This is a genomic window from Streptomyces sp. NPDC005774 (assembly GCF_042871645.1).
In the GTDB taxonomy this organism is placed as follows: domain Bacteria; phylum Actinomycetota; class Actinomycetes; order Streptomycetales; family Streptomycetaceae; genus Streptomyces; species Streptomyces pratens.
Map to the genome: position 1 here is coordinate 104,003 of NZ_JBIAIV010000004.1, position 25,838 is coordinate 129,840.

Annotated in this window: 16 protein-coding genes and 1 pseudogene; 8 read left to right on the top strand and 9 right to left on the bottom strand. The window is 69.0% G+C overall.

The genetic code is table 11. The features are described 5' to 3' along the window. Positions 1-13: 13 nt before the first annotated feature. From ACFYQA_RS05820 to ACFYQA_RS05835, 4 genes are all read right to left on the bottom strand, one after another. On the bottom strand, positions 14-1,492 hold the full coding sequence (locus ACFYQA_RS05820) for a hypothetical protein (protein WP_388912055.1): 1,479 nt from the start codon (positions 1,490-1,492) through the stop codon (positions 14-16). A 585-nt stretch (positions 1,493-2,077) separates the two neighbouring features. After that, positions 2,078-3,046: an N-acetylglucosamine kinase gene (locus ACFYQA_RS05825; RefSeq protein WP_388912386.1), complete on the bottom strand. Its 969-nt coding sequence runs from the start codon at positions 3,044-3,046 to the stop codon at positions 2,078-2,080. Positions 3,047-3,078: 32 nt separating this feature from the next. Next, positions 3,079-4,344, bottom strand: a complete 1,266-nt coding sequence (locus ACFYQA_RS05830) for a 6-phospho-beta-glucosidase (RefSeq protein ID WP_388912058.1) — start codon at positions 4,342-4,344, stop codon at positions 3,079-3,081. Positions 4,345-4,637: 293 nt separating this feature from the next. Continuing rightward, a complete protein-coding gene (locus ACFYQA_RS05835) occupies positions 4,638-5,726 on the bottom strand; it encodes a mechanosensitive ion channel family protein (protein WP_388912061.1) in 1,089 nt (362 codons plus the stop codon). 345 nt (positions 5,727-6,071) lie between these two features. Here ACFYQA_RS05835 and ACFYQA_RS05840 point away from each other — a divergent pair, with 345 nt between their 5' ends. The 4 genes from ACFYQA_RS05840 to ACFYQA_RS05855 all read left to right on the top strand — a co-directional run bounded on the left by ACFYQA_RS05840 (position 6,072) and on the right by ACFYQA_RS05855 (position 19,205). Then, positions 6,072-6,626, top strand: a complete 555-nt coding sequence (locus tag ACFYQA_RS05840) for an HNH endonuclease (RefSeq protein ID WP_388912064.1) — start codon at positions 6,072-6,074, stop codon at positions 6,624-6,626. Between the two features lie 740 nt (positions 6,627-7,366). Then, a complete protein-coding gene (locus tag ACFYQA_RS05845; RefSeq protein ID WP_388912067.1) occupies positions 7,367-11,494 on the top strand; it encodes a LamG-like jellyroll fold domain-containing protein in 4,128 nt (1,375 codons plus the stop codon). A gap of 123 nt (positions 11,495-11,617) precedes the next feature. Next, the gene (locus ACFYQA_RS05850) at positions 11,618-18,559 is read left to right on the top strand and encodes a polymorphic toxin-type HINT domain-containing protein (protein WP_388912070.1); all 6,942 of its coding nucleotides are present in this window, start codon (positions 11,618-11,620) and stop codon (positions 18,557-18,559) included. Positions 18,560-18,758: 199 nt separating this feature from the next. Then, a complete protein-coding gene (locus ACFYQA_RS05855; protein ID WP_388912073.1) occupies positions 18,759-19,205 on the top strand; it encodes a hypothetical protein in 447 nt (148 codons plus the stop codon). A gap of 197 nt (positions 19,206-19,402) precedes the next feature. Here the strand turns inward: ACFYQA_RS05855 and ACFYQA_RS05860 are convergent, their stop codons facing one another. Beyond that, positions 19,403-20,605, bottom strand: coding sequence for a tyrosine-type recombinase/integrase (locus ACFYQA_RS05860; protein WP_388912076.1), 1,203 nt, complete (start codon positions 20,603-20,605; stop codon positions 19,403-19,405). Here ACFYQA_RS05860 and ACFYQA_RS05865 point away from each other — a divergent pair. Beyond that, entirely contained in the window at positions 20,600-21,046 is a 447-nt protein-coding gene (locus ACFYQA_RS05865) for a transposase (RefSeq protein ID WP_388912079.1), read from the top strand. The genes ACFYQA_RS05860 and ACFYQA_RS05865 overlap by 6 nt on opposite strands. A gap of 117 nt (positions 21,047-21,163) precedes the next feature. Here the strand turns inward: ACFYQA_RS05865 and ACFYQA_RS05870 are convergent, their stop codons facing one another. Further along, positions 21,164-21,655 carry an ATP-binding protein gene (locus tag ACFYQA_RS05870; RefSeq protein ID WP_388912082.1) on the bottom strand — a complete coding sequence of 164 codons (492 nt, stop codon included), beginning with the start codon at positions 21,653-21,655 and terminating at the stop codon, positions 21,164-21,166. 243 nt (positions 21,656-21,898) lie between these two features. Between ACFYQA_RS05870 and ACFYQA_RS05875 the strand changes: the two are divergent. From ACFYQA_RS05875 to ACFYQA_RS05885, 3 genes and pseudogenes are all read left to right on the top strand, one after another. Next, positions 21,899-22,072: pseudogene (locus tag ACFYQA_RS05875) on the top strand (helix-turn-helix domain-containing protein); the annotation flags it as partial. Positions 22,073-22,090: 18 nt separating this feature from the next. Further along, on the top strand, positions 22,091-22,744 hold the full coding sequence (locus ACFYQA_RS05880) for a DUF5753 domain-containing protein (protein ID WP_388912389.1): 654 nt from the start codon (positions 22,091-22,093) through the stop codon (positions 22,742-22,744). 3 nt (positions 22,745-22,747) lie between these two features. Continuing rightward, positions 22,748-22,921, top strand: coding sequence for a DUF397 domain-containing protein (locus tag ACFYQA_RS05885; protein ID WP_388912085.1), 174 nt, complete (start codon positions 22,748-22,750; stop codon positions 22,919-22,921). A gap of 158 nt (positions 22,922-23,079) precedes the next feature. On the opposite strand, the gene ACFYQA_RS05890 is transcribed toward ACFYQA_RS05885, so the two are convergent. The 3 genes from ACFYQA_RS05890 to ACFYQA_RS05900 are packed head-to-tail and all read right to left on the bottom strand — an operon-like array spanning position 23,080 to position 25,750. Beyond that, positions 23,080-24,477, bottom strand: a complete 1,398-nt coding sequence (locus ACFYQA_RS05890) for an FtsX-like permease family protein (protein WP_388912088.1) — start codon at positions 24,475-24,477, stop codon at positions 23,080-23,082. After that, positions 24,474-25,220, bottom strand: a complete 747-nt coding sequence (locus ACFYQA_RS05895) for an ABC transporter ATP-binding protein (RefSeq protein ID WP_388912091.1) — start codon at positions 25,218-25,220, stop codon at positions 24,474-24,476. The genes ACFYQA_RS05890 and ACFYQA_RS05895 overlap by 4 nt, the downstream gene beginning before the upstream one ends. After that, positions 25,217-25,750 carry a PadR family transcriptional regulator gene (locus tag ACFYQA_RS05900; RefSeq protein WP_388912094.1) on the bottom strand — a complete coding sequence of 178 codons (534 nt, stop codon included), beginning with the start codon at positions 25,748-25,750 and terminating at the stop codon, positions 25,217-25,219. The genes ACFYQA_RS05895 and ACFYQA_RS05900 overlap by 4 nt, the downstream gene beginning before the upstream one ends. Between the last annotated feature and the right edge of the window lie 88 nt (positions 25,751-25,838).

A 25,838-nucleotide genomic window follows, 5' to 3' on the forward strand; every position in this document is an offset into this window, starting at 1 on the left:
ATCGGTTCTCCGATCACCGGTACTCCGACAGCCTGCGGCCGATACCCAGCGCCGCGCCCGCCGCACCCAGCACGGCGAGGCCCGCGGCGCCCTGGGGGAGGCCCGTCAGCGCGTCCCGGCCGCCGGTGGCCGCCTCCTCGAATTCGCGCCTCTCGTGCGTCAGCGCCGAGGCCAGGCTCTCGTCGACGCCGTCGAAGCACTCGCCGGTCGCACCCTTGCCGCCGATCACCAGGTCCAGCGCCTCCTGGTAGTTGCCGTTCCCGTCCTGCTCGCGGGCGGCCGCGTGGCGCTTCTTCCACTCCGTCATGTTGCTCACGGCGGCGGCCACCGGCTTCTCGCCACTGCTGTCGTCCGCGAGTTCACCGGCCCGGGCGAGGCCCTTGCCGAGGGCTTCCATGTCGTGCTGGAAGTCGTAGTCGTAGGCGTCGTACGCCTTGTCGCCGACCTTCGTCGTCTCGGCGCCGCGGGCCACCAGCGTCAGGTTCTCGTTGCCGCGTGCCTTCAGGGAGGCGATGCGGGCCTCGTGCAGCACGCCGAGCGAGCGGACGCCGTGGGCGTAGGAGCCGTTCAGCCCCGAGCGGGCGAGACTGTGGCCGACGACCAGCCAGAGCAGCACGACCGCCGCCGCGGCGGTGGCCGCGACCAGGCCGTGGTTGAGCACCCGGTGGGTCCGCAGGTACGTACGACGCTGGACCCAGGTGAGCGCGGCGAGGGCGGCCGCACCGAGCGCGATCGCGGCCCACGGGTAGGGGGTCGCGTCCGCGTAGTCGGCGTCGAGGCGCTCGGTCTCCTTCTGGTAGAGCTCCTCCGCCGCGGGGAGCATCTCCTCCTGCATCTTCTCGTTCGCGTACCGCAGATAGGCGCCGCCCACCGGATAGCCCTGCCGGTTGTAGGTACGGGCGCGCTCCACCAGGCCCTTGTACTCGGGCAGCAACCGGTTGAGTTCGGTGATCGTCACCGCCGACGAGGAGCCCGGGTCGGAGTTGGCCGCGGCGTTGACGAGTTTGGCGGCGGCGGTACGGATGCCCTTCTCGTACCGGTCCCGGGAGGCGGCGGTCTCCTGGCCCCCGGCCAGGAAGCCGCTGGAGGCGGCGGTGTTGGCGTCCGCGAGGGAACGGTAGATGTCGGCGGCGTCCGAGGCGAGCGGCTGGCTGCGGGTGAGGACGTCGTCCGCCGCCGCGGCCCGCTCGGCCATCTGCCAGGCGGCGACCGTGCCGAAGGCGATGACGAGGGCGGCGAGGACCGCGCCGATGACCCTGAGACGGCCGGGTTCGGTGGCGGCGGCCTCGCGCAGCCGGACGGCCCCCTCGACGAACGCCGTGCGCCGGGGCGCTTCCGGCTGCCGGGACGCCGGGAGTCGCGGGTCGCCGGATGTCTGCCGCGGGGCCGGGACGCCGCCCGGCCCGGACCGCGGCGGCACGGCGGGCATGGCGGGCGTCGCGGGCGCGGCCGCGCCCGGCGGTGCCGCGCCGCCGCTCGGCGTGTGGGTCACTTGACCTCCCCCGTGGTCATTCGTCCCCGCAAGTATCGCCGCAGGAGGCGACATATGCACCGGCCTTGGCGCGATCTTGATCCGACGGCCGTACGGTCACCGGGAATTCCGGCTCACGAGCGAGCCCCGAACGACCCCGGAGCACTCTCCCCGCACCACCCCTGCCCACGAACACGCCGGGGGAATCCGGTTGGTTCCGGGCGGAGTTCGCGGGCTTCCGGAGAGCCGGGGCCGAGAGCTGCCCGGCGGGTTCACCGGAGCCCCGGGCCCGTCTCCGGCCCTCGTCCTGTCATCCGCCCGCTCACCTGTCCGACCACCCACCCACCCACCGGCTTGACCGCCCGCCGACTCGACCACTTACCCACCGGCTTGACCGCCCGCCCGCCGACTCAGCCGCCCGCCGACTCGCCCGCCCGCCCGACCAGCTCCCCACTCGACCACCCGCCCGGCTCCTGCGCCTGTTCGGAGGGTGAGGGCGGGAGCAGCCGGCAGCGCGTGCCTCTTGGGGGAGCGAGCACCCGCTCCCCGCGCCTCGCTCGCCCTGCCCCGCTCCACCCAGCTCTGCCCCACCCCCGGCAAGTTTTCCTACTCCTGCTCGTAATAGGCCCGCAGCCGGTCCTGGGCGCTCGGTGGGGCCGTCAGGCGGTCCAGGCCCAGGAGGGCCGCGCCCAGGACCGGGGCGGCGGTGACGACCCGGGGGACGGCCTTGGGCGCGCGCTCGGCGAGCAGGGCGCGGATCCGGTCGTCCAGCCGGGGATGCCGGGCGGCCAGGACGCTGCCGCCCAGCAGGACGGGTGTCTCCTCGGCGAGCAGGTCCAGGCGGGTCAGTGCCACGACCGCCATCGCCGCCACCTCGTCGGCCTGGCGGTCGACGATCGCCTCCGCGACCGGATCGCCGCCGGCCGCCGTGGCGAAGAGCACCGGTGCCAGTTCGTGACGGCGCCGGGGCGCGAGGCGCTCCAGGTGCAGGGCCTCGATGAGGGCCGGCATGTCCGGGAGGCCGAAGTGTGCCGGGAGGGTGCCGGCGAGGGCGGTGGCGGGACCGCGGCCGTCCTCGGCGCGGGCGGCGTGCCACAGGGCCTCCTCCGCAAGGGCCCAGCCGCCGCCCCAGTCGCCGGAGACGCGGCCGAGCGCCGGGAAGCGCGCGGTGCGGCCGTCCGGGCGCATGCCGACGCAGTTGATGCCCGCCCCGCACACGACGGCCACCCCGCGGGGCTCGGTGACCCCGGCGCGCAGGACGGCGAAGGTGTCGTTGCGGACCTCCACGGTCCCGCCCCAGCCGCGTGCCGCCAGAGCCGCCGTCAGCCGCTCCTCCTCGACGGGGAGGTCCGCGTTGGCCAGGCAGGCCGAGACGTGTGCGACGCGGGAGACACCGGCGGCGGTGAACGCGGTGGTGACGGCCCGCGCCAGTGCGTCCACGGCGGCCTCCACACCGACCGTCGGCGGCCGGAAACCCCCGCCCCGGGCGGTGGCCAGGACCTCGCCGTCGTGGGCGACCACGGCGACGTCCGTCTTGCTGTTGCCGGCGTCGACGGCGAGGACGCCCGCGGTCACGCCCGCGGTCACGCCCGCCGTCACGCCCGCGGTCACGCCCACGTGAGGTGCTCCCGGTTGTGTGCGACGAGCCGGTCGGTGAGCTTCTCGGCGTACGCGTACTGGCCGATCAGGGGATGGGCGAGCAGGGCGCGGAAGACCCGTTCGCGGCCGCCGCGCAGGGCCGCGTCGAGCGCCAGGTCCTCGTAGGCGGTGACGTTCGCCATCAGGCCCGCGAAGAGGGGGTCCACGCGCGGAACGGGCAGCGGGCTCGCGCCCTCGGTGCCCACGGCCGCCTGCACCTCGATCACCGCGTCCTCGGGGAGGAACGGCAGCGTGGAGCCGTTGCGCGTGTTCACCACCTGGTACGGGCTGCCGGCACCGCGCAGCAGGGCCGCCGCCAGGTCCACGGCCGCCTCGGAGTAGTAGGCGCCGCCGCGCTCGGCCAGCAGCGCCGGCTTCTCGTCGAGGGCGGGGTCGGCGTAGAGGGCGAGCAGCCGGCGCTCCATGCCGGCCACCTCGGCGGCCCGGGACGGCTTGGTGCGCAGCTCCCGTACGACCTCGTCGTGCGCGTAGTAGTACCGCAGGTAGTACGAGGGGACCACGCCCAGCCGGTCCAGGACGGCGCGGGGCAGCCGGAGGTCGGCGGCGATCGCGTCGCCGTGCTCCCGCAGCAGCTCGGGCAGGACGTCCTCGCCCCCGGGGCCGCCCCGGCGCACCGCGGTCTCCCAGGTGAGATGGTTCAGGCCCACGTGGTCGAGGTGCAGCCCGGCGGGGTCGACGCCGAGGTGTGCGGCGAACTTCCGCTGGAGTCCGATGGCGACGTTGCACAGCCCCATCGCCCGGTGCCCGGCCTCCAGCAGCGCCCGGGTGACGATGCCGACGGGGTTGGTGAAGTCGATGATCCAGGCGTCCGGGTTGGCGCGCCGGACCCGTTCGGCGATGTCGAGCACCACCGGGACGGTGCGCAGCGCCTTGGCCAGGCCCCCGGCACCGGTCGTCTCCTGGCCGACGCAGCCGCACTCCAGCGGCCAGGTCTCGTCCTGCTGCCTGGCCGCCTGCCCGCCCACCCGCAGCTGGAGCAGCACCGCGTCGGCGCCGTCCACGGCCGCGTCCAGGTCCGACGTGGTGACGATCCGCCCGCCGTGCCCCTGACGGGCGAAGATCCGGCGGGCCAGACCGCCCACCAACTCCAGCCGGTCCGCCGCCGGATCGACCAGCACCAGCTCCTCGACCGGCAGGCTGTCCCGCAGCCGGGCGAAGCCGTCGACGAGTTCGGGCGTATAGGTCGAACCCCCGCCGACCACGGTGAGTTTCACGAAATCAACCCTTTCAGCCGTTTCAAGAGGGCGTGCGGAGCAGGTTCCCGGGGCGGACGCGGGCCCGTCTCGGCTGGGCGAGGGTTTTTATCAGGAAGGTTTCCTGTCGGACGGAGAGGAAGGGGGAAAAGTAGATCAAGGCGGAGGGAGCGTCAAGAGGGGGAGCGGCCGAACGCGGAAGAGGGCGGTACCCGGGGTTCCCGGATACCGCCCTCTTGGAGCACTGCTCGACGCACTGCGTCCTCCGCCGTGCCGCCGGCCGCTTGCTCCCGCTTGCTTCCTCTTGCTTCTGCCTACTTCTTCGTGCTCGGTGGCGGGGTCAGCGGGGACGCCGCGATGGACTGCGGCGAGATGCTGCTCGCGTACGCGGACGGGGGCGCGACGGACGCCGCCGGGTCGGGGCCCTCCATCTCCACCGGGGCGGTGGCGCCCCCGACGATGCGGATGCCGGCCGCGTCGAAGGCGCGTTTGATGCGCCAGCGCAGCTCTCGCTCCACGGTCAGGGACTTGCCGGGCATGGTCTTCGCCGAGACGCGAACCACCATCGAGTCCAGCAGGACGGAGTCGAGGCCGAGGATCTCGATGGGGCTCCACAGGAGCTCGTTCCAGGGATCCTCCTTGCTCATCCTCTCGGCGACGGCGACGAGGGTGGCCTTGACGTGGTCCAGGTCCTCGTCCGCGCGGACGGTGACGTCGACGTTGGCGGTCGCCCAGCCCTGGGAGAGGTTCCCGATGCGCTTGACCTCGCCGTTGCGCACGTACCAGATCTCGCCGTCGGCGCCGCGCAGCTTGGTCACCCGCAGGCCGACCTCGATGACCTCGCCGGTGGCGACGCCCGCGTCGACGGTGTCGCCGACGCCGTACTGGTCCTCGAGGATCATGAACACGCCGGAGAGGAAGTCCGTCACCAGGTTGCGGGCACCGAAACCGATCGCCACACCGGCGACACCGGCCGAGGCCAGCAGCGGGGCCAGGTTGATCTGGAAGGTGCCCAGGACCATCAGCGCGGCCGTGCCCAGGATCAGGAACGACGCGACCGAGCGCAGCACCGAGCCGATCGCCTGCGAGCGCTGGCGCCGCCGCTCGGAGTTGACCAGGAGCCCGCCGAGCCCGGTGCCGTCCACGGCCTGGCCGGTCCGGGACATCCGGTCGATGAACTTGGTGATCGCCCGCCGCACGACCACTCTCAGCACGGTGGCTATCACCACGATGAGCAGGACCCTGAGCCCGATCGCGAGCCAGGTGGACCAGTTCTCCTCCACCCAGCCGGCGGCGTTGGTGGCGCTCTCGTGGGCGTCCTTGAGCGTGGGCACCATCGGGGTCCCGGAATCCGAGGGGGTCGGGGACGACTCCTCGGCCAGGGGGACGGCGGACAGGGACACGGCGGGTACCTCCAGGTGGCACGGTCTGCCCCCGGCGCGGTCAAGGTCTTCAAGGTCACGAAAAGGTCACCGGTGCGGGCAGAAGCACCACACTAACGGGGCATTGCGGGTGGACCCGCACGATGAGTGAAGAAGAGACGGCCCTCACCCGGGCCCGCCCCGGCCGTCACCCGGCCCGGACAGGGCCGTGATTCCGGAAGCCGGACCGAGCCGGGACCGCGTGTGGTCGAAAACACTCTCAGCCCGTTACCGGTACATGGTGGCGCGACGACCAGGCATGAGGGGAGACTGACTACGGATCGTCCCGGCGCGAGCCACGCGCCGCCGGCGTACAAGGAGGCATCCGTGCCGCATGTCCTGGTTCTCAACGCGTCGTACGAGCCGCTCGGCGTCGTACCGCTCCGCCGCGCGCTCGTCCTCGTCCTCGAGAGCAAGGCCGTGTGCCTCGAGGAGTCCGGCGCCTACCTGCACAGCGCGACCGTCACAGTCCCCGCACCCAGCGTGGTCCGGCTCAAGCGATTCGTGCGGGTCCCCTACCGGGGGCCCGTTCCACTCACCCGCCGCGCGCTGTTCGCCCGCGACGGGGGCCGGTGCATGTACTGCGGTGGTGTCGCAACCAGCGTCGACCACGTCATCCCGCGCAGCCGCGGGGGTAAACACGTCTGGGACAACGTGGTGGCGTCCTGCCGCCGCTGCAACCACGTGAAGGCCGACCGTCACCTGTTCGAACTGGGCTGGCGGCTGCGCCACAAACCGGCCCCGCCCACCGGCCTGGCCTGGCGCATCATCGGCACCGGCCACCGCGACCCGTGCTGGCTCCCGTACCTCCAGCCCTACGGCGCGGACGACGCGATGGCCCGCATCGACGGCCTGACCCGGGTGGACGGCATCCCCGCCTGACCGCTTCGGCGGCGGGGGTGCCGGTGCGACGTCGAGGGCGTGTTTACCGCCGAGCCGGTGCCCGACCGGGCATCCGTACCCGAGTGGTGCCCCGACTCCCGCTCGTGCTCCCGTCCAGGTCCTCCCGGAGCTCCGGGTCCGCACTGTTGCGGCCGGCTGTGGCTATGGCTATGGCAGCAGGATGAAGGGGAGCGGGGCCTTGGGGCAGGCGACGCTGAAGTGGCGGCGGTCGAGGGTGGCGATGGCGTTCGCTCCGAAACGTTCGGCGACGGCGGGGACGAAGGCGTCGACCGCGCCGAGGGGGAGCCTATGCCTTGCGTAACCCGTGCGGGAACAGTTCAGACGTTCGCGGCTGCGCCGTCGGTTGCCGGCTGAAGCGTCGGGCCAGAGTGCGATGGGGCCTCCTTCTCACTTAAACGCGATCAAGCTTCGCGGAACACCTGCCAAACGTAATGATCATCACGCGTGCTAAGTGGGACTTGCCCCGTCATCGTCTGTTTACCGCCCCTTGACCTGACGCTCCGTAAGGCGATTGGTTACGTCAGGCAACCGTGTAAGTACTGTGGGCGGGGTGTGTGACGGAGATGTGGAGCCGAAGTCGGTTCGCGGGCAGGGCTGTTGGGGTCCTGTTGGGGGCGGCGCTGGCCGTCGGGTCGGTTCCTACGACGACCACGGCAGCGGTAGCGGGTGTGCCGTCATCGCCGACGAGGGCGGAGGAGCCGACCGGTCATGCCGGCGGGATGACCGAAGCGGAAGCGTTTGCGAAGGCCGAGCGGACCGGTGAGCCGGTGGAGATCGCCTCACTGCGTGCAGAGAGCAGCGAGGTCTTCGCGACTCCGGAGGGTGCTCTGGAGGCGCGGGAGTATCTGCGTCCGGTCTGGGCTCGGGCCGGGGGAACGTGGAAGCGTATCGACACCGACCTGGCGGCCACCGGCGAGGGAACCGTCGCTCCGAAGGTCTCGACGCTGGGGGTGGAGTTCTCCGGCGGCGGCGAGAGCCCGCTGGTGCGGATGTGGCGTGCCGGCCGGGAGCTGAGCCTGTCGTGGCCCGCGCCGCTGCCGACACCCGAACTGGCGGGGCCGGTCGCCACCTACCGGTCCGTGCTGCCGGACGTGGACTTGCGGATGACGGCGTCGGAGGACGGGTTCACACAGTTGCTGGTGGTGAAGACGGCCGAGGCCGCGGCCAGTCCGGAACTGGTCGAGTTGCGGCTGGGGCTGGACGCGCAGGGCCTGTCGGTCCAGGAGGCGGACGAGGGCGGGCTGGAGGCGCTCGACGAGGGCGCCAAGGGGACCGTGTTCGAGGCGCCGAAGCCGGTGATGTGGGACTCCAGCGCCAGCGGGTCTCCGGAGGGCGCCGCGGAGTCCCGGACGGCAGCGGCCGGCGGGGCGGCCGGGCCGAAGGCGGCATCCGCCGATGCGGAGCCTGGCGCGGGGGAGTCGGGCAAGCTCGCCCCGGTCGGCGTGGAAGTGACCGCTGGACAGGACGAGTTGGTGCTGACCCCGGACGCCGATGTGCTCAAGGGTGCCGACACGACGTATCCCGTCTACATCGACCCGCAGTGGCACTCGCCCCGCGCGACCGCGTGGACGATGGCGTCGAAGTACTGGGAATCGTCCCCGCAGTGGGAGTTCAACGGCGATTCCGATGCCGGCATGGGCTACTGCAACTGGTCCTACTGCAAGCCGCACGACACCAAGCGCCTGTTCTACCGGATCCAGACCTCCAGGTTCGCGGGCAAGTCGATCCTGTCGGCGGAGTTCGTGGTGCGCAACACCTGGTCGGCGTCGTGTGACAAGCGAAGCGTGGAGCTGTGGCAGACCAAGCCCATCTCCGCGTCGACGACGTGGAACTCCCAGAAGGCTTCCGGGTTTTGGATCAAGCAGTTGGCATCGGAGTCGTTCGCCCACGGTCACACGGGCTGCGCAGCCAAGGACGCCGAGTTCAACGTCAAGTCGGCGGTGCAGTCGGCCGCCGACAGCAAGAGCGCGACGATGACGTTCGGGCTGCAGGCAGCAAACGAGGAGGACGGATACGGCTGGAAGCGGTTCTCGGACAAAGCGCATCTGCGGGTGCAGTACAACCGGCCGCCGGCCCAGGTGAAGATGTCGCAGATGATCATGGAGTACGGCGGCACCTGCAAGAAGCCGTCCGCCGCGCCGCGGGTGCGCACCCTGGGTACGATCCGCGCCAACAACGTCACCGACCCCGACGGCGACCCCGTCGCGGTGCAGTTCGAGGCCAAGTGGGATACCGGGGACGGCAAGGGGCTGATCGCCCGGTGGAAGCCGAAGCTCACCTCGTTCAAGAAGTCCGGGTCCAGCTTCCCGATCAGCCTGCCGACCTCTGTGCCGCAGAACAAGCAGATCAACTGGTATGTGCGCAGCTACGACGGGGCCCAGTACTCGCCGTGGTCACACGCGGGTGACCCGACGGCCTGCTACTTCGTCTACGACACCAAGGTGCCCAAAGCGCCGTCGATCACCTCGGGGGAGTACCCGGCCTCGGACCCGGAGGACCCGGACGATCCGTGGTTCGACGGAGTGGGCCAGTACGGCAACTTCGCGCTCAAGGCCGCCGACAGCGACGTGACCAAGTACTGGTACGGCATCAACAGCGACCCCACCTCGAAGAACACGGTCACCACCGCGGCCGGGGCGGCGAAGACGATGAGGATGCTGCCGGCCAAGGCCGGACTGAACTTCGTCACCGCTCAGACGTTCGACCAGGCCGGCAACGGCAGCGAGATCCGCACCTACCAGTTCCGGGTCAAGTCCGGCCAGCCCGAGCGGGCGATGTGGCAGATGGACGAGGACGCCGGGGCGAACCAGGCCGTGGGGTCGGCGCCGGAGCGCACGCTCGCGCTGCACGGCGGCGCCACACCGGGTGCGCCCGGAGCCAAGGGCACGGCAGTGTCCTTCGACGGGGTCGACGACTACGCGGTTTCCGACATTCCCACGGTGGACACCTCGACCGGGTTCTCCGTCTCCGCCTGGGCGAAGCTGTCGACGATGCCGGACCAAGCGGCCATCGTCGCCGCCCAGCCCGGCAATCACGCCCCGGGTTTCGAGCTGTACTACTCCAAGGGGTACGACCGGTGGGTGTTCAACCAGTACACGGCCGACGCCACCGGCGCGGGCATCGTGCGGGCCATGGCACCCGCTCCGGGCGGAGTCAAGGCCGGGCAGTGGACGCATCTGGTCGGCACCTACAGCCTGACCGACAAAGCGCTGAAGCTCTACGTCAACGGTGAACTGGTCGGCAGCACGGCCTACAGCACGCCCTGGGACGCCCGCCGGGGTTTTCAGATCGGTGCCGGTTTCTATGACGGCAACAGGCTGGCCTCGTTCTTCCCCGGGGCGATCGACGAGGTGCAGGTCTTCGACAAGCCGCTGTCGACCGGCGAGGTGACCCGCCTGCACGGCAAGGAGTCGATCATCTCGGGCCGCTCGGCGCGGGCGGTGTTCTCGCTGGACGAGCCCGCCGACGCGACGCAGTTGACCGGGAAGGCGGAAGTGCCGCCGGCCACGTTGATCGGAGGTGTCACCTCCGGTCAGACCGGTGTGGCGGGCAAGGCGCTGACGCTGAACGGAGTCGACGGCTACGCCACCACCAAGCGGCCTTTGCTGAACAACCAGCGCAGCTTCGCCGTCTCCGCCTGGGCGAAACTGCCCAAGACCAAGCCGAATCACGCGGCGATCATCGTCACCCAGACGAGCACGCACAAGCCGGGACTGGAGCTGTACTACTCCTCGGCCTACGACCGCTGGGCGGTCAACCAGTACTCCGCCGACGCCCCCGACGCCACCCCGGTCCGCGCCATGCAGGCCGAAGGCAAAACCGCCCACGCCGACACCTGGACCCACCTGGTCGGCGTGCACGACACCGTCGCCAACAAGCTCACCCTCTACGTCAACGGCGTCGAAGCCGGGTCCACCACCCTGCAGGCCAACTGGTACGCCGGCGGCGCCGTCCAGATCGGAGCCGGCTCCTACAGCGGCAACCTCGGCTCGTTCTTCCCCGGCACCATCGACGACGTCCGCATGTTCGACCGGCCGGTCTCCGCTGAAGAGGTGCAGCAGATGTTCCGGCAGCGGCCCCTGGTCAAGGGCCGGTGGACGTTCGAGACGGCATCCGGTTCCCCGCTGGTGACGCCGGACGCCTCCGCGGCGGGCAACGACATGACACTCAACGGTGGCGCGCTACTCGGCTCCGGCTGGGTCGACGGCGGCGTGGACCTGGACGGTGTCAACGACTACGGCGTCACGTCGGCAGCCCCGGTGGATACCAGCACCAGCTTCACCGTCACGGCGTGGGCCCAGGCAGCGGCTGTTCCCGAACACAGCGCGGCCTTGCTCAGCATGCCCGGCAGCACGCAGAGCGCGTTCACCGTGCGCTACGAACCCGGCGCCACACCGGAGACCGACTCCGGGCGCTGGCGGATCGTGATGGCCTCGGCCGACACCACTGACGCAACCGTCGCCCAGGCCGACAACGGGTGGTTCTTCAGCCCTACGGACTGGACACACCTGGCTCTCGTCTACGACGGCTTCGCCAAACACCTCTCGCTGTACGTGAACGGCGAACTGGAAGAGGTCGCCTGCACGGACGCGGACGGTGACGGCGAGGCGGACGACACCGCCTGCACGGACAGGTTCTCCTGGGCGGACGACGTACTTGCTTTCAAGTCGGCACAGCCCTTGCAACTCGGCCGGGCCAAGACCGGAGCCGGAACCTGGGGCGACTACTGGCCCGGCGCCGTGTCCGACGTATGGGCCTTCCAGGGCGCGCTGACGGGTGACCAGGTCAGGGCTCTGGCAGTCGGTATGCCTGGCCTTCCGACTGCCGTCCCCGACGGCGACTTCTGACAGGGGCTGGGCCGCCCCGTCTTGCGGTCGGCCCAACCCACCCTCCCTACTCGATAGGCAGCTTCCCCCCCCGCGTGTCCGCCGGGCAGGCCGGCCCTCAGCAAAGTGAAGGACGAAGACAGGATGAACGGCAGATCCAGCAAGCGGATCCTTGCCCTGCGGCGGCGTACCGCGCTCGCTTCAGCCGCAATCATGGTCGGCTCGCTCTTGCAGGCGATGACACAGCCCGCCCTTGCCGCGGACAACAGTGTTCAGGCCGCCCCGCCCGTACTCGAGAAGTCGGTTCCCACCAAAGCGGTCGAAGTCAAACCGCGCACCGTGATGAAGGGCCCGCGTACGCCCGATACTCCCCCCGAGCGCACCTGGCCGAAGGCGGCGACCACGGTAGTGGATCTGCCCGATGCCGAAACCGGTGCCGAGAAGTCCGCCCGCGTTCCAGGCCTGTCCCTGTCCCTGGACACCGGCGTGAAGTCCGCAACGAAGAGTGCCCGCGGCGGTGTCGAGACACGTGTCCTGAGCCGCAAGGCTGCCCAGCAGGCCGGCGTCGACGGGGTGTTGTTCACCCTGCGCGGCAGGGACAGCAAGGACGGCAGGACCAAGGCCCAACCGGGACAGATCCGCAGCACACTGGACTACTCCTCCTTCGCGGGAGTCTACGGAGGCGGGTACGCCTCCCGGCTCACACTGGTCGAACTACCGGCCTGCGCGCTCACCACTCCCAGCAAGGAGGCGTGTCGTACGGCCGAGCCGGTCAAGACGGCCAACGATCTCGAGAAGCAGACGCTCACGGCGCAGAGTGTGGCGCTGAGAACCGACGCCCCCACGGTCCTCGCCGCGGTGGCGAACACCGAAAGCGCGAGTGGTGACTACAAGGCGACCTCGCTCTCTCCCTCGGCCGCCTGGACCACCAACCTCAACACCGGCGACTTCGGCTGGTCATACGCCATGCCCGTACCCGACGTACCCGGCGGGTTGACCCCCAACGTGGGGCTCTCGTACACCTCCGGTTCCATCGATGGCCGTACCGGCAACACCAACAACCAGGCGTCCTGGGCGGGTGACGGCTTCGACCTGTGGCCCGGCTACATCGAACGCCGTTACAAGTCGTGTGCCGACGACGGCGTGAAGAACTCGGACGGCAACAAGCCGGGCGACCTGTGCTGGGGCTACGACAACGCATTCATCTCCTTCAACGGCAAGGCCGGGGAACTGGTGCCCGACGGCACCGACTCCTGGAAGCTGAAGAACGACGACGGCACCAAGATCGACCGCCTGACCTCCAGCAACCGCGGCAACGATGACGACGACGGCGAGTACTGGAGAGTGACCGCCCCGGACGGTACCCGTTACTACTTCGGCTACAACCGGCTGCCCGGCTGGGCGGACGGCAAGGAGACCACCGACTCCACCTGGACAGTCCCCGTCTACGGCGACGACTCAGGCGAACCATGCCACGCCGACACGTTCGCGAAGTCATGGTGCCAGCAGGGCTGGCGCTGGAACCTCGACTATGTCGTCGACACCCACAGCAACGCCGTCACCTACTTCTACGACAAGGAGGACAACCACTACGGCCGCAACCTGGAGGCCGAGGACGGCACCCCCTACGTCCGCGGCGGCACCCTCGACCGCATCCAGTACGGCCTGAAGTCGTCCTCGCTCTACGACACCAAGCCGCCGGCCAAGGTCACCTTCACCAACAAGGAGCGCTGCATCAGCGACTCCCGCACGACCTGCTCCGACATCGACGCCGACGCAGCCTACTGGTACGACACCCCCTGGGACCTGAACTGCGACAGCGCCGAGGACTGCGACCAGGGACGTCTGTCCCCGGCCTTCTTCACCCGCAAGCGCCTCACACAGGTGACCACCCAGGTCCACGACGGCAGTGGCTACCATGACGTCGACTCCTGGAAGCTGGCCCACCGCTGGGGCATGGCCGACACCGACTACCAGCTGCTGCTCGACTCCGTCCAGCACACCGGCCACACCGGTCCCATCGCTGAGCCGTCCGTCACGCTGCCGAAGACCACCTTCGCCTACACCCAGCTCGCCAACCGCCTCGACAAGACAGGCGACGGCTACGCCCCCTTCATCAAGAGCCGGCTGCTCACCATCGCCGACGAGTCCGGCGGCCAGATCGACGTCAACTACTCCGCCGCGAACTGCTCCTGGGACAACCTGCCGACCCCGCAGAGCAACACCACGCGCTGCTTCCCGCAGTACATCGGCGGCAGCGCCGACGACGACCCCGAACGCCATTGGTTCAACAAGTACGTCGTCGCCTCCGTCACCGCGACGGACCGCACTGGTGGCGCTCCTGACCAGGTGACCAAATATGACTACCTGGACGGTGCCGCCTGGCACTACGACGATGACGACGGCCTGACCAAGGAGAAGTTCAAGACCTGGTCCCAGTGGCGTGGCTACGGCCACGTCCGTGTCCAGACCGGCGGCCAGGGCGGCGCCGCGGCCATGAAATCGCAGCAGGACACCTACTTCCTGCGCGGTATGGACGGCGACCGCAAAGACACCTCCGGCGGGACCAAGACCGTTTCCGTCACCCTCGGTGACGGCGAAGGCGACCCGATCACCGACCACGAAGCCGCCGCCGGCTTCGCTTACAAGACCGTCAGCTACTCCGGACCCGGCGGCAAGGTACTGGGCAAGACGGTCAGCCGGCCCTGGCACCACCAGACGGCGAAGAAGGTCCGCGACTGGGGCACGGTGACGGCCAACTTCACCGGCACCGCCCGTGTCCGCACCTGGACCTCTCTCGACGAAGGCGTCGGCTCCAAGTGGCGTACCACCACCTCCGCCACCACGTACGACACAGTGGCCGGCCGCATCACGCAGGTCGAGGACAACGGCGACGACAGCCTCTCGACCGACAACACCTGCACCCGTACCACCTACGCCACCACCGCCGTCGACAAGATCCTTGCCCTGCCCTCACGCGTCGAGACCGTCGCCACGGCCTGCGCCACCACGCCCAGCCGTCCCAACGACGTCATCTCCGACGTGCGCTCCGCCTACGACGGCGGCTCCTACGGCACTGCCCCCGACAAGGGGGACGCCACCGCCACGGCAGTGCTGAAGAAGTACGACGGGACCACCGCCGTCTACCTGGAGTCGGGGTCCACCCACGACTCCTATGGCCGCGTCCTGACCAGCACCGACCTGACGGCCGACGTCAAGGTCACCACAGCCGGAGCCCTCACCCGTACCACGCGCAGCGACGGGCGGACCACGACCACCGTCCGAACACCCGCCACCGGCTTCCCCACCAAGGTCGAGACCACCACGCCCCCGGCCACCGCAGGTGATGCGAGCACGGCACACACCTCGACCACGACCCATGAAATCCTGCGTGGGCTACCGCTGACCCAGACCGACACCAACGCCAAGGTCACCGACTTCGCCTACGACGCACTCGGCCGCTCGGCCAAGGTGTGGCTGCCCGACCGGCTCACCGGCCAGACCCCCACCTACGAGTTCACCTACACCGTCACCGAAGACAAACCCGTCGCGGTCGGCACCAGGAGCATCGGCAACAGAGGAGTGCAAAGCACTTCCTACGCCCTCTACGACGGCTTCCTGCGCCCGCGCCAGACCCAGGAACCGGGCCCGGACAACGGACGTCTCCTCTCCGACACCTTCTACGATGAACGCGGTCTGGTCAGCAGGGAGTTCGCCACCTACCACACGGAGGGGGCACCTTCCGTCGTCTTGCGTACGCCCCAAGAAGCCCTCAGCGTCGAGACACAGAACCGCTACACGTACGACGGGCTGGGACGGCAGACCGAGTTCAGGCAGATCGCCGGCAACGGCGACGGCGGCACCGTCCTCGGGGTGACGCAGTCCCTCCACGGCGGCGATCGCACCACGGTCATCCCGCCCGTCGGTGGCGTCGCCACCACGACCCTCCGTGATACCCGGGGTCAGACCACCGAACTGCGCCAGCACCACACCCGGAGCGCCACGGCCCCCTACGACACCACCCGCTACGGCTACACCCCGCGCGGGGAACTGGCGAAGGTCACCGACCCCGCCGACAATTCCTGGACCTACGAGTACGACCTCCTCGGCCGTCAGACCAAGTCCGTCGACCCCGACAAGGGCGCCGGCCTCAGCACATACGACGACCGGGGCCAGCTCACCACCACCGACGACGCCCGGCCGGACACCCCCGCCCTGTGGCACGGCTACGACAACCTCGGCAGGCAGACGCAACTGCGCGAAGGTTCTTCCACCGGCACACTGCGCGCCAAGTGGGTGTACGACACCATCAGCGGGGCCAAGGGCCACCTCGCCGAGTCCATCCGCTACGACGACGGCAACGCCTACAGCGCCAAGGTCGTCGCATACGACCGCCTCTACCGCCCGCTGCGAACCTCCGTGACCATCCCGTCGTCCGAGGGAGGCCTTCAGGGCACCTACCTGAGCGCGACCACGTACGACGCCTCGGGCACGGTGCAGGGCATCGGTTATCCGAAGGCCGGCGCCCTGCCGGCCGCGACCGTGGCCTATACGTACGAAGACCGGACGCTGCGTCCCATCGCGATGAGCAGCAGCCAGGGACTGAGGGCCAACACCACATACAGCCTCACGGGCAAACCGTGGGAACACGAACTGTCCAAGAGCGGCAGCAAGACGATCAAGGTGACCAACACCTTTGAGTGGGGCACCCAGCGCCTGGCCACATCCCGAGTGGACCGTCAGGACATCGCTGGCGTCGACCAGCACAACACCTACCGCTACGACCAGGCGGGCAACGTGCTGTCCGTGTCGGACGCATCCCGATCCGGCACCGACACCCAGTGCTTCACCTACGACGGCCTGCGCCGCCTGACCGAAGCATGGACCCAGAACACGACCGCCTGCGCCACCGACCCCAGCGGCAGCGTCCTGGGCGGCCCCGCCCCCTACTGGCACTCGTACACCTACGACAAGGCCGGCAACCGCCAGACCGAGACACTCCACGACACCACCGGGAACACCGCCAACGACACCGAGCGGACCTACGACTACCCCGGTACGGGAAAGCCCCAGCCGCACACCCTGACCTCGGTCACCACAGCGGGACCGACCGGGGAGGCGAGGGACACCTACACCTACGACGAGTCCGGCAACACGCTCACACGCCGACTGGGCGGTGACACCCAGAAACTCACCTGGGACGTCGAGGGCCACCTCGCCAAGGTCACGGAACCGGTCGAGGGCGGCAGCGACAAGGTCACGCAGTATCTCTACGACACCGGGGGCAACCGCCTCATCGGCCGTACCCCCACCGAGACCACCCTCTACCTCGGCGGCACCGAGATCACCCTGGCCAAGGGTTCCAGTACTCCCAAAGCCACGCGTTACTACTCCCTCGGCGGCGGCCACCAGGCAGTCCAGGAGAACGACGGCAGCTTCTCCGTCACCCTCGCCGACCACCACGGCACCGCCCAGCTCGCCATCGACACCGGCACCGACAAACTCACCCAGCGCCGCACCCTGCCCTTCGGTGGCACCCGCGGCACCGAACCCGCCGACTGGCCCGGCACCAAGGGCTTCGTCGGCGGCACCGACGACACCAAGACCACCGGCCTCACCCACCTCGGCGCCCGCGAATACGACCCGTCGACCGGCCGTTTCATCAGCGTCGACCCCCTCCTGGAAATCGACAAACCCCAAACCCTCAACGGCTACACCTACGCAGCCCAGAACCCCCTCGCCTTCTCCGACCCCACCGGACTGGGACTCGCCTGCGGCGGAGCGGGTGGTGCGCAGGAAGGCTGCGGAACAGGAGTGGTCACCCGCGCCGACGGCTCGTTGTCCCAAAACGGACGACCCACGGGCGGTGGCGTTATCTACAAGCGCCCGGTTGGTGTCGCCCCGGTAGGCGGGCAGACCTACGGACCGGTGACCGTCAAACCCTACGGTCAGTCGATCACCATCCAAGGCGTCTATATTCCCATCCAGGAAGAAATCGCTGCAACCTTCCCCAGTTATCATGAAAACAGCAGCTACCAGCATAATCTGGAGAACTGGGGGAGAAGTCAGTGCACGGGGACGCAGAGCGACTTTTGCCATGCGATCGGCAAACTCGGATGGTTCGGTGGCAGCCCTGATATTGACGTTCTTGAGGTAATTGGCGTTCGCCCTTATATCAAGTGTTATAAGGGCGAAGGGTGCGCCGAAGCTGCCGTAGATTTCGTGATATCTGCTGTCTCGGCCGGAGTTGGCAAGGGAGTCAAGGCCCTGGCCAAGGCTATCAAGCAAGGCGTGAAGCGCGGAGACAGTATCCCCGCCAGCTGTCTGGTCGGAGCCGCCCACAGCTTCACTGCAGGCACCGAAGTCCTCATGGCTGACGGAACTAAAAAAGCCATAGAAGACGTAAAAATCGGTGACAAGGTTACTGTCACCGACCCTGCAACAGGCGAAACCGCAGTCCGGGAAGTGACCGCGACCATCATTACCGAGGACGACAAGCACTTCGTCGACCTCGCCATCGCCGCAGGCGCGAGCATTGAAACGCTCAAGAGCACCACCACCCACCCCTTCTGGTCAGACTCCGAGAACCATTGGATGCAAGCCGGCCAACTTGAGCCTGGCATGACCATCCGCACCGTCGACGGCACGGCCGTCTCTATCACCGACATCCACACCACAACTGAACACCAGCGCACGTACGACCTCACGATCAACGACATCCACACGTACTATGTGCTGGCGGGGGCCACTCCGGTACTCGTTCACAATTGCAATACAGGGGGATTGAGTCTCTCGGGTGCGCGGCACGTCAGCGGACGCTTCCCCAAGACCGCTAACCCCGGGGAGACGCTTTTCCGTCAGAAAGAGGACGGGACGGTTACTGCGTATGCGCGTTATGATGATGAAGGAGCAATTTCCCAGCGCGCGGACCTCGATCCTGACTCAGCGCCGCATGCCGGAATACCGGCCCCACACATTCTCGATATGGCCAAGCATGTCAATCCAAAAACGGGCCAGGTTTTTCGTAACTGGGAGAAGATGCCGCGGCCTCTACGCCCTGAAGAAGAGCTATGCGGCTGCCGGTAGGCCGAGCGAAATATGGATGGCTGACATGCAAGCCGTTCATGAATAATTGAATACTGGTAGAAATGCATCACCTCAGGCGCTCGCAGTAACATGGCGGGCGCCTGAGGTCTCTGAATTTGTGAATCCCTGTGGGTTTGCCGCCATCTCTCTGGGTGGCTCGAATGGCAGACCCCTACGCAAGTGACGCGAGGAGCTATCCATGAATGACCCGATGGATTACCCAGGAATCAAGTCCTGGGTGGAGGAATGGGGAGGGGAAGTTGATTACCTAGATTATGTGAAAGGTCATGGCGATCTAGGAATGATGGTGGCATTTTCCCGGATCTTCTGGCCGCGTTTTGTCGAAGTGGAGGGGTGCGTGCTGTGGGATCGCGCTTACGAAGAATCGAATTTTAAGGCATGGCGCGAGAGTCTCTCCGGTGACATTCGAAAAATTGAGGCGACACTGAATCAGCTGCGAGTCTGGCAGATTGTCGATTCGGATGATGTCGAAGAGGACTGGCGGGCGCAGGATTTCTTTGCCGCATGTGTTGCAAAAACGTGGGGTGCTGCGTTGTCTGCCGAATTCCCTCACCGGAATTTTGATGTGCGGGTTATCGGTTCCGAAGATGGCCCGATTGTTACCTTCTCATCCGGATCGATGTAGTTTATGGTTTTGCCTAGAAAGGTCGAATGTGGCCAACTCTGAAACCATCTGAGGTTGCACCGCTCGCGCATTGGTTACAGGGTGAGTGATCCCATCCCGCAGCCCTCGTGGTGAATGGCATTAGCAAATTTGGACCCCCGCCGGATGCGTCCTGGCGGGGGTTGCGCGTGGGGTGACGGCAGTGGGTGACGGCAACGTCAGCGGACGGCGGCTCCGGCGAGGGGCGGTTCGTCGTCGGGCTTGCCGGTGATCTCGGTGGGGTTGCGGAGAGCGTGGCCGAGGAGATCGATGGCGTCGCGTTGGAGGCGGAGCCGGACGTGGGCGTAGACGGTGGCAGTGACGCCGATGTGGGCGTGACCCAATAGTTCCTTGATCACGACGAGTTCCACCCCCTGTTCCAGGAGGAGGGTGGCGGTCGAGTGGCGGAGGTCGTGGAACCGGATGCGGCGGAGTCTGGCCTGGCGGAGCAGGGCGTTGAAGTGCCTGGTGAGGGTGGACCCTTCGACCGGGGCGCCGTCGGGGCGGGTGAAGCCGTAGCCGCTGTTCTCCCAGCCCGCCCCTGCCGCTTCGCGTTCCTGGAGTTGGCGGTCGCGGTGCTGTTCGAGGGAGTGCAAGCAAGGCGTGGGCAGGGAGATGCGTCGTTCGGAGCTCTTGGTCTTGGTCGGGAGGGCGGTGAGGCCGCTGGAGTTGGTGCGTTGGAGGGTGCGGCGGATGCTGGCGGTTCCGCCGGCCAGGTCGAGGTCTTCCCAGCGCAGGCCGAGAAGTTCGCCCTTGCGGAGCCCTGTGTGCAGAGCGAGTTCGAACAGCGGCTGCAACCGGTGACCGCTCGTCGCGGCCAAGAACGTGCGTGCTTCGTCGGCGGTGAGGGGTTCGAAGCGCCGGGAGCGGGGTGTGCCGGTGCGGACGTTGCGGGCGACGTTGCGTGGGATTTCCTCCTCGCGTACGGCGTGCTCCAGGGCGGACTTGAGGACGGAGTGCACGTAGGTCAGAGTCAGCGGCGAAAGCCACCTTGCGCAGCACTTTCCGGCAGCGCAGCAGAGGGGCTCGACTCGGGCAGTGTCGAGACCGCGGGCGCAGCACTGGCAGGTGGTGCGGAGTTGGTTGAGCCAGGTGCGGACGTCCTTGGCGGTGAGCTTGGCGAGCTTCTTCCGTCTGAGGCCGGGGATTAGGTAGAGCCGGGCGACGGCGGTGTAGCGGGTGTGGGTGGTCTCGCGGAGGTGGTGAACGGCGACGGCATCGAGCCAGTACGTCAGGTACACGGCCACGCTTCCCTGCGCGGAGGGGGCGGGGAGGCCGCGGTTGCTGGCGGCGATCTTCTCGGTGAGTTTGGCCAGGGCTTCCTTGCGGGTGTTGCTGGAGGTGAGGACGTATCCGGCGGCGGTGTCGTAGCTTCGATGCAACAGTGCAGGTGGGAAGGGTTGCTCGTGGCGGTGCGGAGACCGTTGAGGCTCGAGGAGTGTGAGGAGATCGCGGTCGGCCGCGAGCGGGGCGAAGGGGTGCGGGGGACTGCCCGACGGTTGGACCGGGCCCCGTCTGTGATCAGCAGGGAGCTGCGGCGGAACTCCTCGACGCGCGGCTACCGGGCCTCGACCGCCCACCGCCGGGCCGCGGAACGCAGCAGGCGTCCCCAACAGAGATGCATAGAGCGGGAGTTGATACTGAGGGAGCGGGTTCTCGCCGATCTCCGGTACGGGCGGACGCCGAACCAGATCGTGGGCCGTTTGAAGCTCGAGGCCGCGGACGGCACCGTTGCGGTCATGGAAGGCTTGCTCCCGGTCGGCGGGCCACGATCTCGCACGAAGCCGTCCACACCTGAATCTATGCGCTCCCGGCTGCAGTAGGTGGTTTGTCGGGGTCGTCGTCGGCCCCCGGGGTGGCGGTACGCCCTCCGGGGGCTCCGCTTTCGCAGAGGGCCCCGACGGGTGCGATGGGTCGGCGGCCCGTTTTGCCGGGCCTGCTCAGGTGATCTCTTTCGTTCCTGTGGGAGGCCGCAGGGCTCGGCGGGACGCCAGGACATCCCACTCGGCATACACCGTCTTGCCCACGGTCCGGGGCTCCCAGCCCCACCGTGTGGACAGTGCGTCGACCAGCAGGAGTCCGCGTCCGTACTGGTCGTCGGTGCTTCCGGTCGGGCGCGGACTCGGTAGCCGTTCGCCGCGTGGGTCGCTCACTTCCACTCGCAGAGTGTTCCGGTCGAGGGTGACGCGTACACGGACGAGCCGGCCCGGAACGCTGCCGTGCAGCAGGGCGTTGGTCATCAGCTCCGACACGACGAGGGCGACGTCTCCGGCCAGATCCGGCTGTCCCCATTCGGCGACGAGCCGCGCCACTCTGCGCCGGGCGAGCGGGACGCTGCGCTGGGTGGGGGTGTAGTTGAGGAGATCCTCGCGGGCGGTTGGTTCGGGTAGGGGCCCGAAATCGGGTGCGGCGCAGGGCTCGGGTACGGGCATGTGGGGTGCGCCTCCTGGTGCGAGCGGCGGTGGCTCTGCCGCGCCTGCGTGAGGGCAGGACGGTGCACTTCCGCCGAGGACGGAGCCGCTTAGTAAGCGGCCATGCACCGAACGTAGCGAGTTGGCTGCTCTGGGTGCAACTGAATCGGAGACAATTGTCTCCACGATTCTCCGTGTCGAGTTGCTCTCCGGCACCATGTGGGGGTGACTCGAACTGCGCAACTGGGTAACCGGACGTCAACTGTGCTGGGACGTAGGCTTGGTGGTGAACTGCTCCGTCTGCGGGATGCGGCGGCCAGGACTCAGCAACAGGCCGCCGAGGTCATCAGCGCCACCAACTCCAAGATCGTCAAAATGGAACGCGGTTGGGTGCCGATGCGGGATCCGGACATTCGTGCCCTGTGCGAGTTCTATGGCCTGGAGGATCAGAGAGCGGTGGTCCAGCTGCTGGAACTCGCCAGGCTGGACCGTGAGAAGCGCAAGGCGAAGGGGTGGTGGCAGGACTCACCACACCCGGGTGCGTTGACCGAGTACATCGCCATGGAAGACGCCGCGAGCCGGGTACGTACCTGGCAACTCTCACTGGTGCCGGGACTGTTCCAGACACCCGAGTACGCACGGTCACTTGCGGTCAGCGAAGGGGTCGGTTCCTGGGAGGACCCTGCGGAGATCGAGCGGATCGTGGACATCCGGATGCGTAGGCAGGACCGTCTGGTGGGGGAGCACTCGTTTGACGTGTACGCCGTGGTCTGGGAGGCGGCGCTGCGACAGCTGATCGGTGGGTCCTCAACGATGCGCCGACAGCTGGAACGGCTTCTGGAGGTGGCCGAATTCGGGAACGTCCGGCTCCAAGTCCTTCCGTTCCACGCGGGAGGACACCCGTGCATCACAGGCCCGTTCACCATTCTGTCGTTCAATGATGCTGAGGCGGTGGACGTGGTCCAGGCCGACACCATCGCCTCCAGCGTATGGGTGGAGAACGAGGCGGCGAGCAGCGAGTACAGCAACCTCTTCGACCGCACAGCCCGGCGGAGCCTTGCGCCCCATGACTCCGTCAGGCTCATCGAAGCTATCCGACAGGAGATCTGACCGGTGCCCGAATTCAACTTCGTGAAGTCCAGTTACAGCAACACCTCTGGCGAATGCGTGGAGGTCGCCCTCGGCACCCCTCACGTCGTAGCCGTGCGGGACTCCAAGGATCCCGACGGCCCGATACTCTGCCTCGCCGCAGCGACCTGGGCGGAATTCACCGCGTCGCTGGGCTGACCGCTCGTGGGCGCGCGGAGGTGCTGTTTCGGCGGGGCGCCGTCGGTCGGTTGAACGTGATCGGGCCCCATGGCCGTCACCCCCGGCTGCGGGCCGGGGGTGACGGCCATGATTCGGCCGGCCCTGGTGGACCCCCGTCCCCCCAGGGCCGGCCGGGTTCACGCGTACCGCAGTTGGGACGGGTCGGCCGAGCGGCGGAGCAGGGGGAGTGCCGTGGCCGAGGCCAGGAGACAGGCCGCGTAGGCAGTCGGGGGGACCAGCAGGGCGGTCCAGGGCAGGGACGCCGCGTTCGCCAGCGTGCCGTAGCCGACGCCGACCGCCATGCCGCCGAGGCCCGCGAGGAGCAGGGCCGGGGCCAGGGGCAGCGCGGTCTCCAGGAGCAGAGCCCGGTTCAGCACCGAGCGCGGCACACCGGCGGCGACCTGCGCGGACAATCCCCGCCGACGGATGGCCAGCGACTCGGCGGTGCCGACGGCGAGGGCGGTCAGGGCGATCAGTACCGCCACCGTGATCGCGGCGGCGGTCAGGTTCAGGCCCGTCGTGTAGTACGACGTGGAGGCGCCCAAGGTCTCCCGGTCGCGGTCCAGTATTGCGAGGAACGCGTGGCGCACTCCCATGAACCCGGTGCCGACGACCGTCACCAGCAGCACGGCCGCATGCGTGCGGGCCGCCGCCCACGGGTCGGCGCGCAGCCGTTCCGCCGCGATCAGTACCGCCGCCGACCGGGCCCGGCCCGCGAGGACCCGCCCCATCAGCCGGGAGGAGGCCCCGGCCAGCCACACCGCGCCCGCGCCGACCGCGAGCAGCGCGGCGAACATCGTTATCGGGAGCTGCCAGTTCACCCGGCCGACCAGTGGGCGGCCCGCCAGCGCGGTCACCACGCCCACCGCCGCCACCAGCGCAGCCCCGCCCGCGAACAGCCGGCCGGGACCGCGGGCCGAACGGATCTCCGTCACCCGGCGTACCCGGCCGAGCGGCGAGGCCACCACCCGGCGCAGCGCCAGCGCGCCCACCGCCGCGCCCAGCACCGGCACCGCGAGGGCGACCAGCGCGACCACCACCCAGGCGAGGGCGTTTGGCCGGGACTCCAGGCCCAGCAGGAACAGGACCGAGACGGCGGTCGCGACCGCCGAGCCGAGCAGGCAGGCAAGACCGGTCTCCAGCGCGGCGATCCGCCGCACCTGCCAGGGTGTCGCCCCGGCCAGCCGCAGTCCGGCCAGCCGCCGGTCCCGGTGCACGGCGCCGACACGGGCGCACTGGCCGAGGAACCCGAGGACCGGGACCAGCAGGAGCAGCAGACCGAGGATCACCCCGGCGCGCGTACCCGGCTCGTCCACCAATCCCTCGGCGATAAACGAGCTGGTCCTGCGGCCACTCAGTGACAGCAGGACGCCGGCCGCGAGCGCGAACCCGGTGGCCAGCGCCGCGCCGGTCGCGGTGAGCGCGACCCGCCACCACTCCCGCCGGTCCGAACCGTGGGTGAGCAGCCAGGCCAGCCGCAGGTCGGAGCGCAGGGCGGGGGAGGAGTGCGTACCTGGAGAGTCGGTGGCGTTCACGCGGTCACCTCCAGTGGTGTGAGCGTCCCGTCGTGCAGCTGTACCTCGCGGTCGGCGTACGCGGCCACCTGGGTGTCGTGCGTGATCAGCAGCACCGCCGTGCCGGCCTCCCGGGCCGTGTGTACCAGCGCCGTCATCACCTGCTCGCCGGCCAGCGAGTCCAGGGCGCCGGTCGGCTCGTCGGCGAAGACCACCCGCGGGCCGGTGACCAGGGCCCGCGCCAGCGCCGCCCGCTGCGCCTGCCCGCCGCTCATCTCGCCCGGCCGCAACTCCGCCTGCCCGCGCACCCCGAACCGCTCCAGCCACTCCCCGGCCCGTTCCCGCGCCTGCGCCCGTCCGGTACCGGCCAGCATCAGCGGCAGCGCCACGTTGTCGAGCGCGGTCAGCTCCGGAACGAGCTGCCCGAACTGGAACACCACCCCGAAGTCGGTACGGCGCAGTTCGCTCAGCCGCTCCTCCGGCAGCTCCTCCAGCCGCTGTCCGTCGTACGACACCGAGCCGGCGTCCGGGCGGACGATCCCGGCCAGGCAGTGCAACAGCGTCGACTTGCCGCTGCCGCTGGGGCCGGTCACCGCGAGGATCTCCCCGGCGCGCAGCTCGATGGAGGCGTCACACAGGGCGAGCGTCTTTCCGTGGGCCTTGACCAGGCCGTGTGCCGTGAGTAACGGCTGGGCGGCGCCGCTGCCGTGGCCGGTGCCGTCGCCCGTGGGGCTCCCGCCGCTGCCCTTGCTCCGGTTGCTCATGCTGCGTCGACCTCCGCGGTCAGAGTGGTGAGCCGGGCCGCCGTGGTGGTCATCCAACGGAGGTCGGCATCCAGGTGGTTGAGGGCGTAGTCCGCCGAGAGCACGGTCGCCGGTCCGGCTCCGGCCGCGGACTTCACCGCGGTGAGTTCTCGCATCCGCCCCATGTGGGCGGCGCGTTGGGCGCGCAGGTACGCGGCCGGGTCGCCGCCGGACAGGATCGACACCACGACCTTGGCGAAGATCTCGTTCGTCACGAAGGGAAAGGGCGGGGCGATCTCCCCGGCCCAGCGGGCCAGTTCACGCTCGCCTTCTTCCGACATGCGGTACGCGGTCCGCTCCGGACCGCCGTCCGACTCGGTGCCGTCGACCTCGGCGAGGCCGTCGCGGACCAGGCGTTGCAGGGTCGTGTAGACCTGCCCGTAGGCCAGGGGGCGGGCCTCGGGGAATTGTTCGTCGTGGCGTCGCTTGAGGTCGTAGCCATGGCTCGGCCCCGAGGCGAGCAGGCCCAGCAGGACGTGGCGGGTGCTCATGTCGATCAGTATGCACCAAGTACATGTACTGAGTGAATAGTGGATGCCGAAGGGATTCTCGGTGTCCCGATGTCCGGCCGGACCCCGG

Bases quoted from the DNA above. Each gene is read 5' to 3' on its own strand.
- ACFYQA_RS05845 (WP_388912067.1), top strand. From the start codon at position 7,367: ATGACCGAAGCGGAAGCGTTTGCGAAGGCCGAGCGGACCGGTGAGCCG.
- ACFYQA_RS05850 (WP_388912070.1), top strand. From the start codon at position 11,618: ATGAACGGCAGATCCAGCAAGCGGATCCTTGCCCTGCGGCGGCGTACC.
- ACFYQA_RS05855 (WP_388912073.1), top strand. From the start codon at position 18,759: ATGAATGACCCGATGGATTACCCAGGAATCAAGTCCTGGGTGGAGGAA.
- ACFYQA_RS05865 (WP_388912079.1), top strand. From the start codon at position 20,600: ATGCAACAGTGCAGGTGGGAAGGGTTGCTCGTGGCGGTGCGGAGACCG.
- ACFYQA_RS05870 (WP_388912082.1), bottom strand. From the start codon at position 21,655: ATGCCCGTACCCGAGCCCTGCGCCGCACCCGATTTCGGGCCCCTACCC.
- ACFYQA_RS05895 (WP_388912091.1), bottom strand. From the start codon at position 25,220: ATGAGCAACCGGAGCAAGGGCAGCGGCGGGAGCCCCACGGGCGACGGC.
- ACFYQA_RS05900 (WP_388912094.1), bottom strand. From the start codon at position 25,750: ATGAGCACCCGCCACGTCCTGCTGGGCCTGCTCGCCTCGGGGCCGAGC.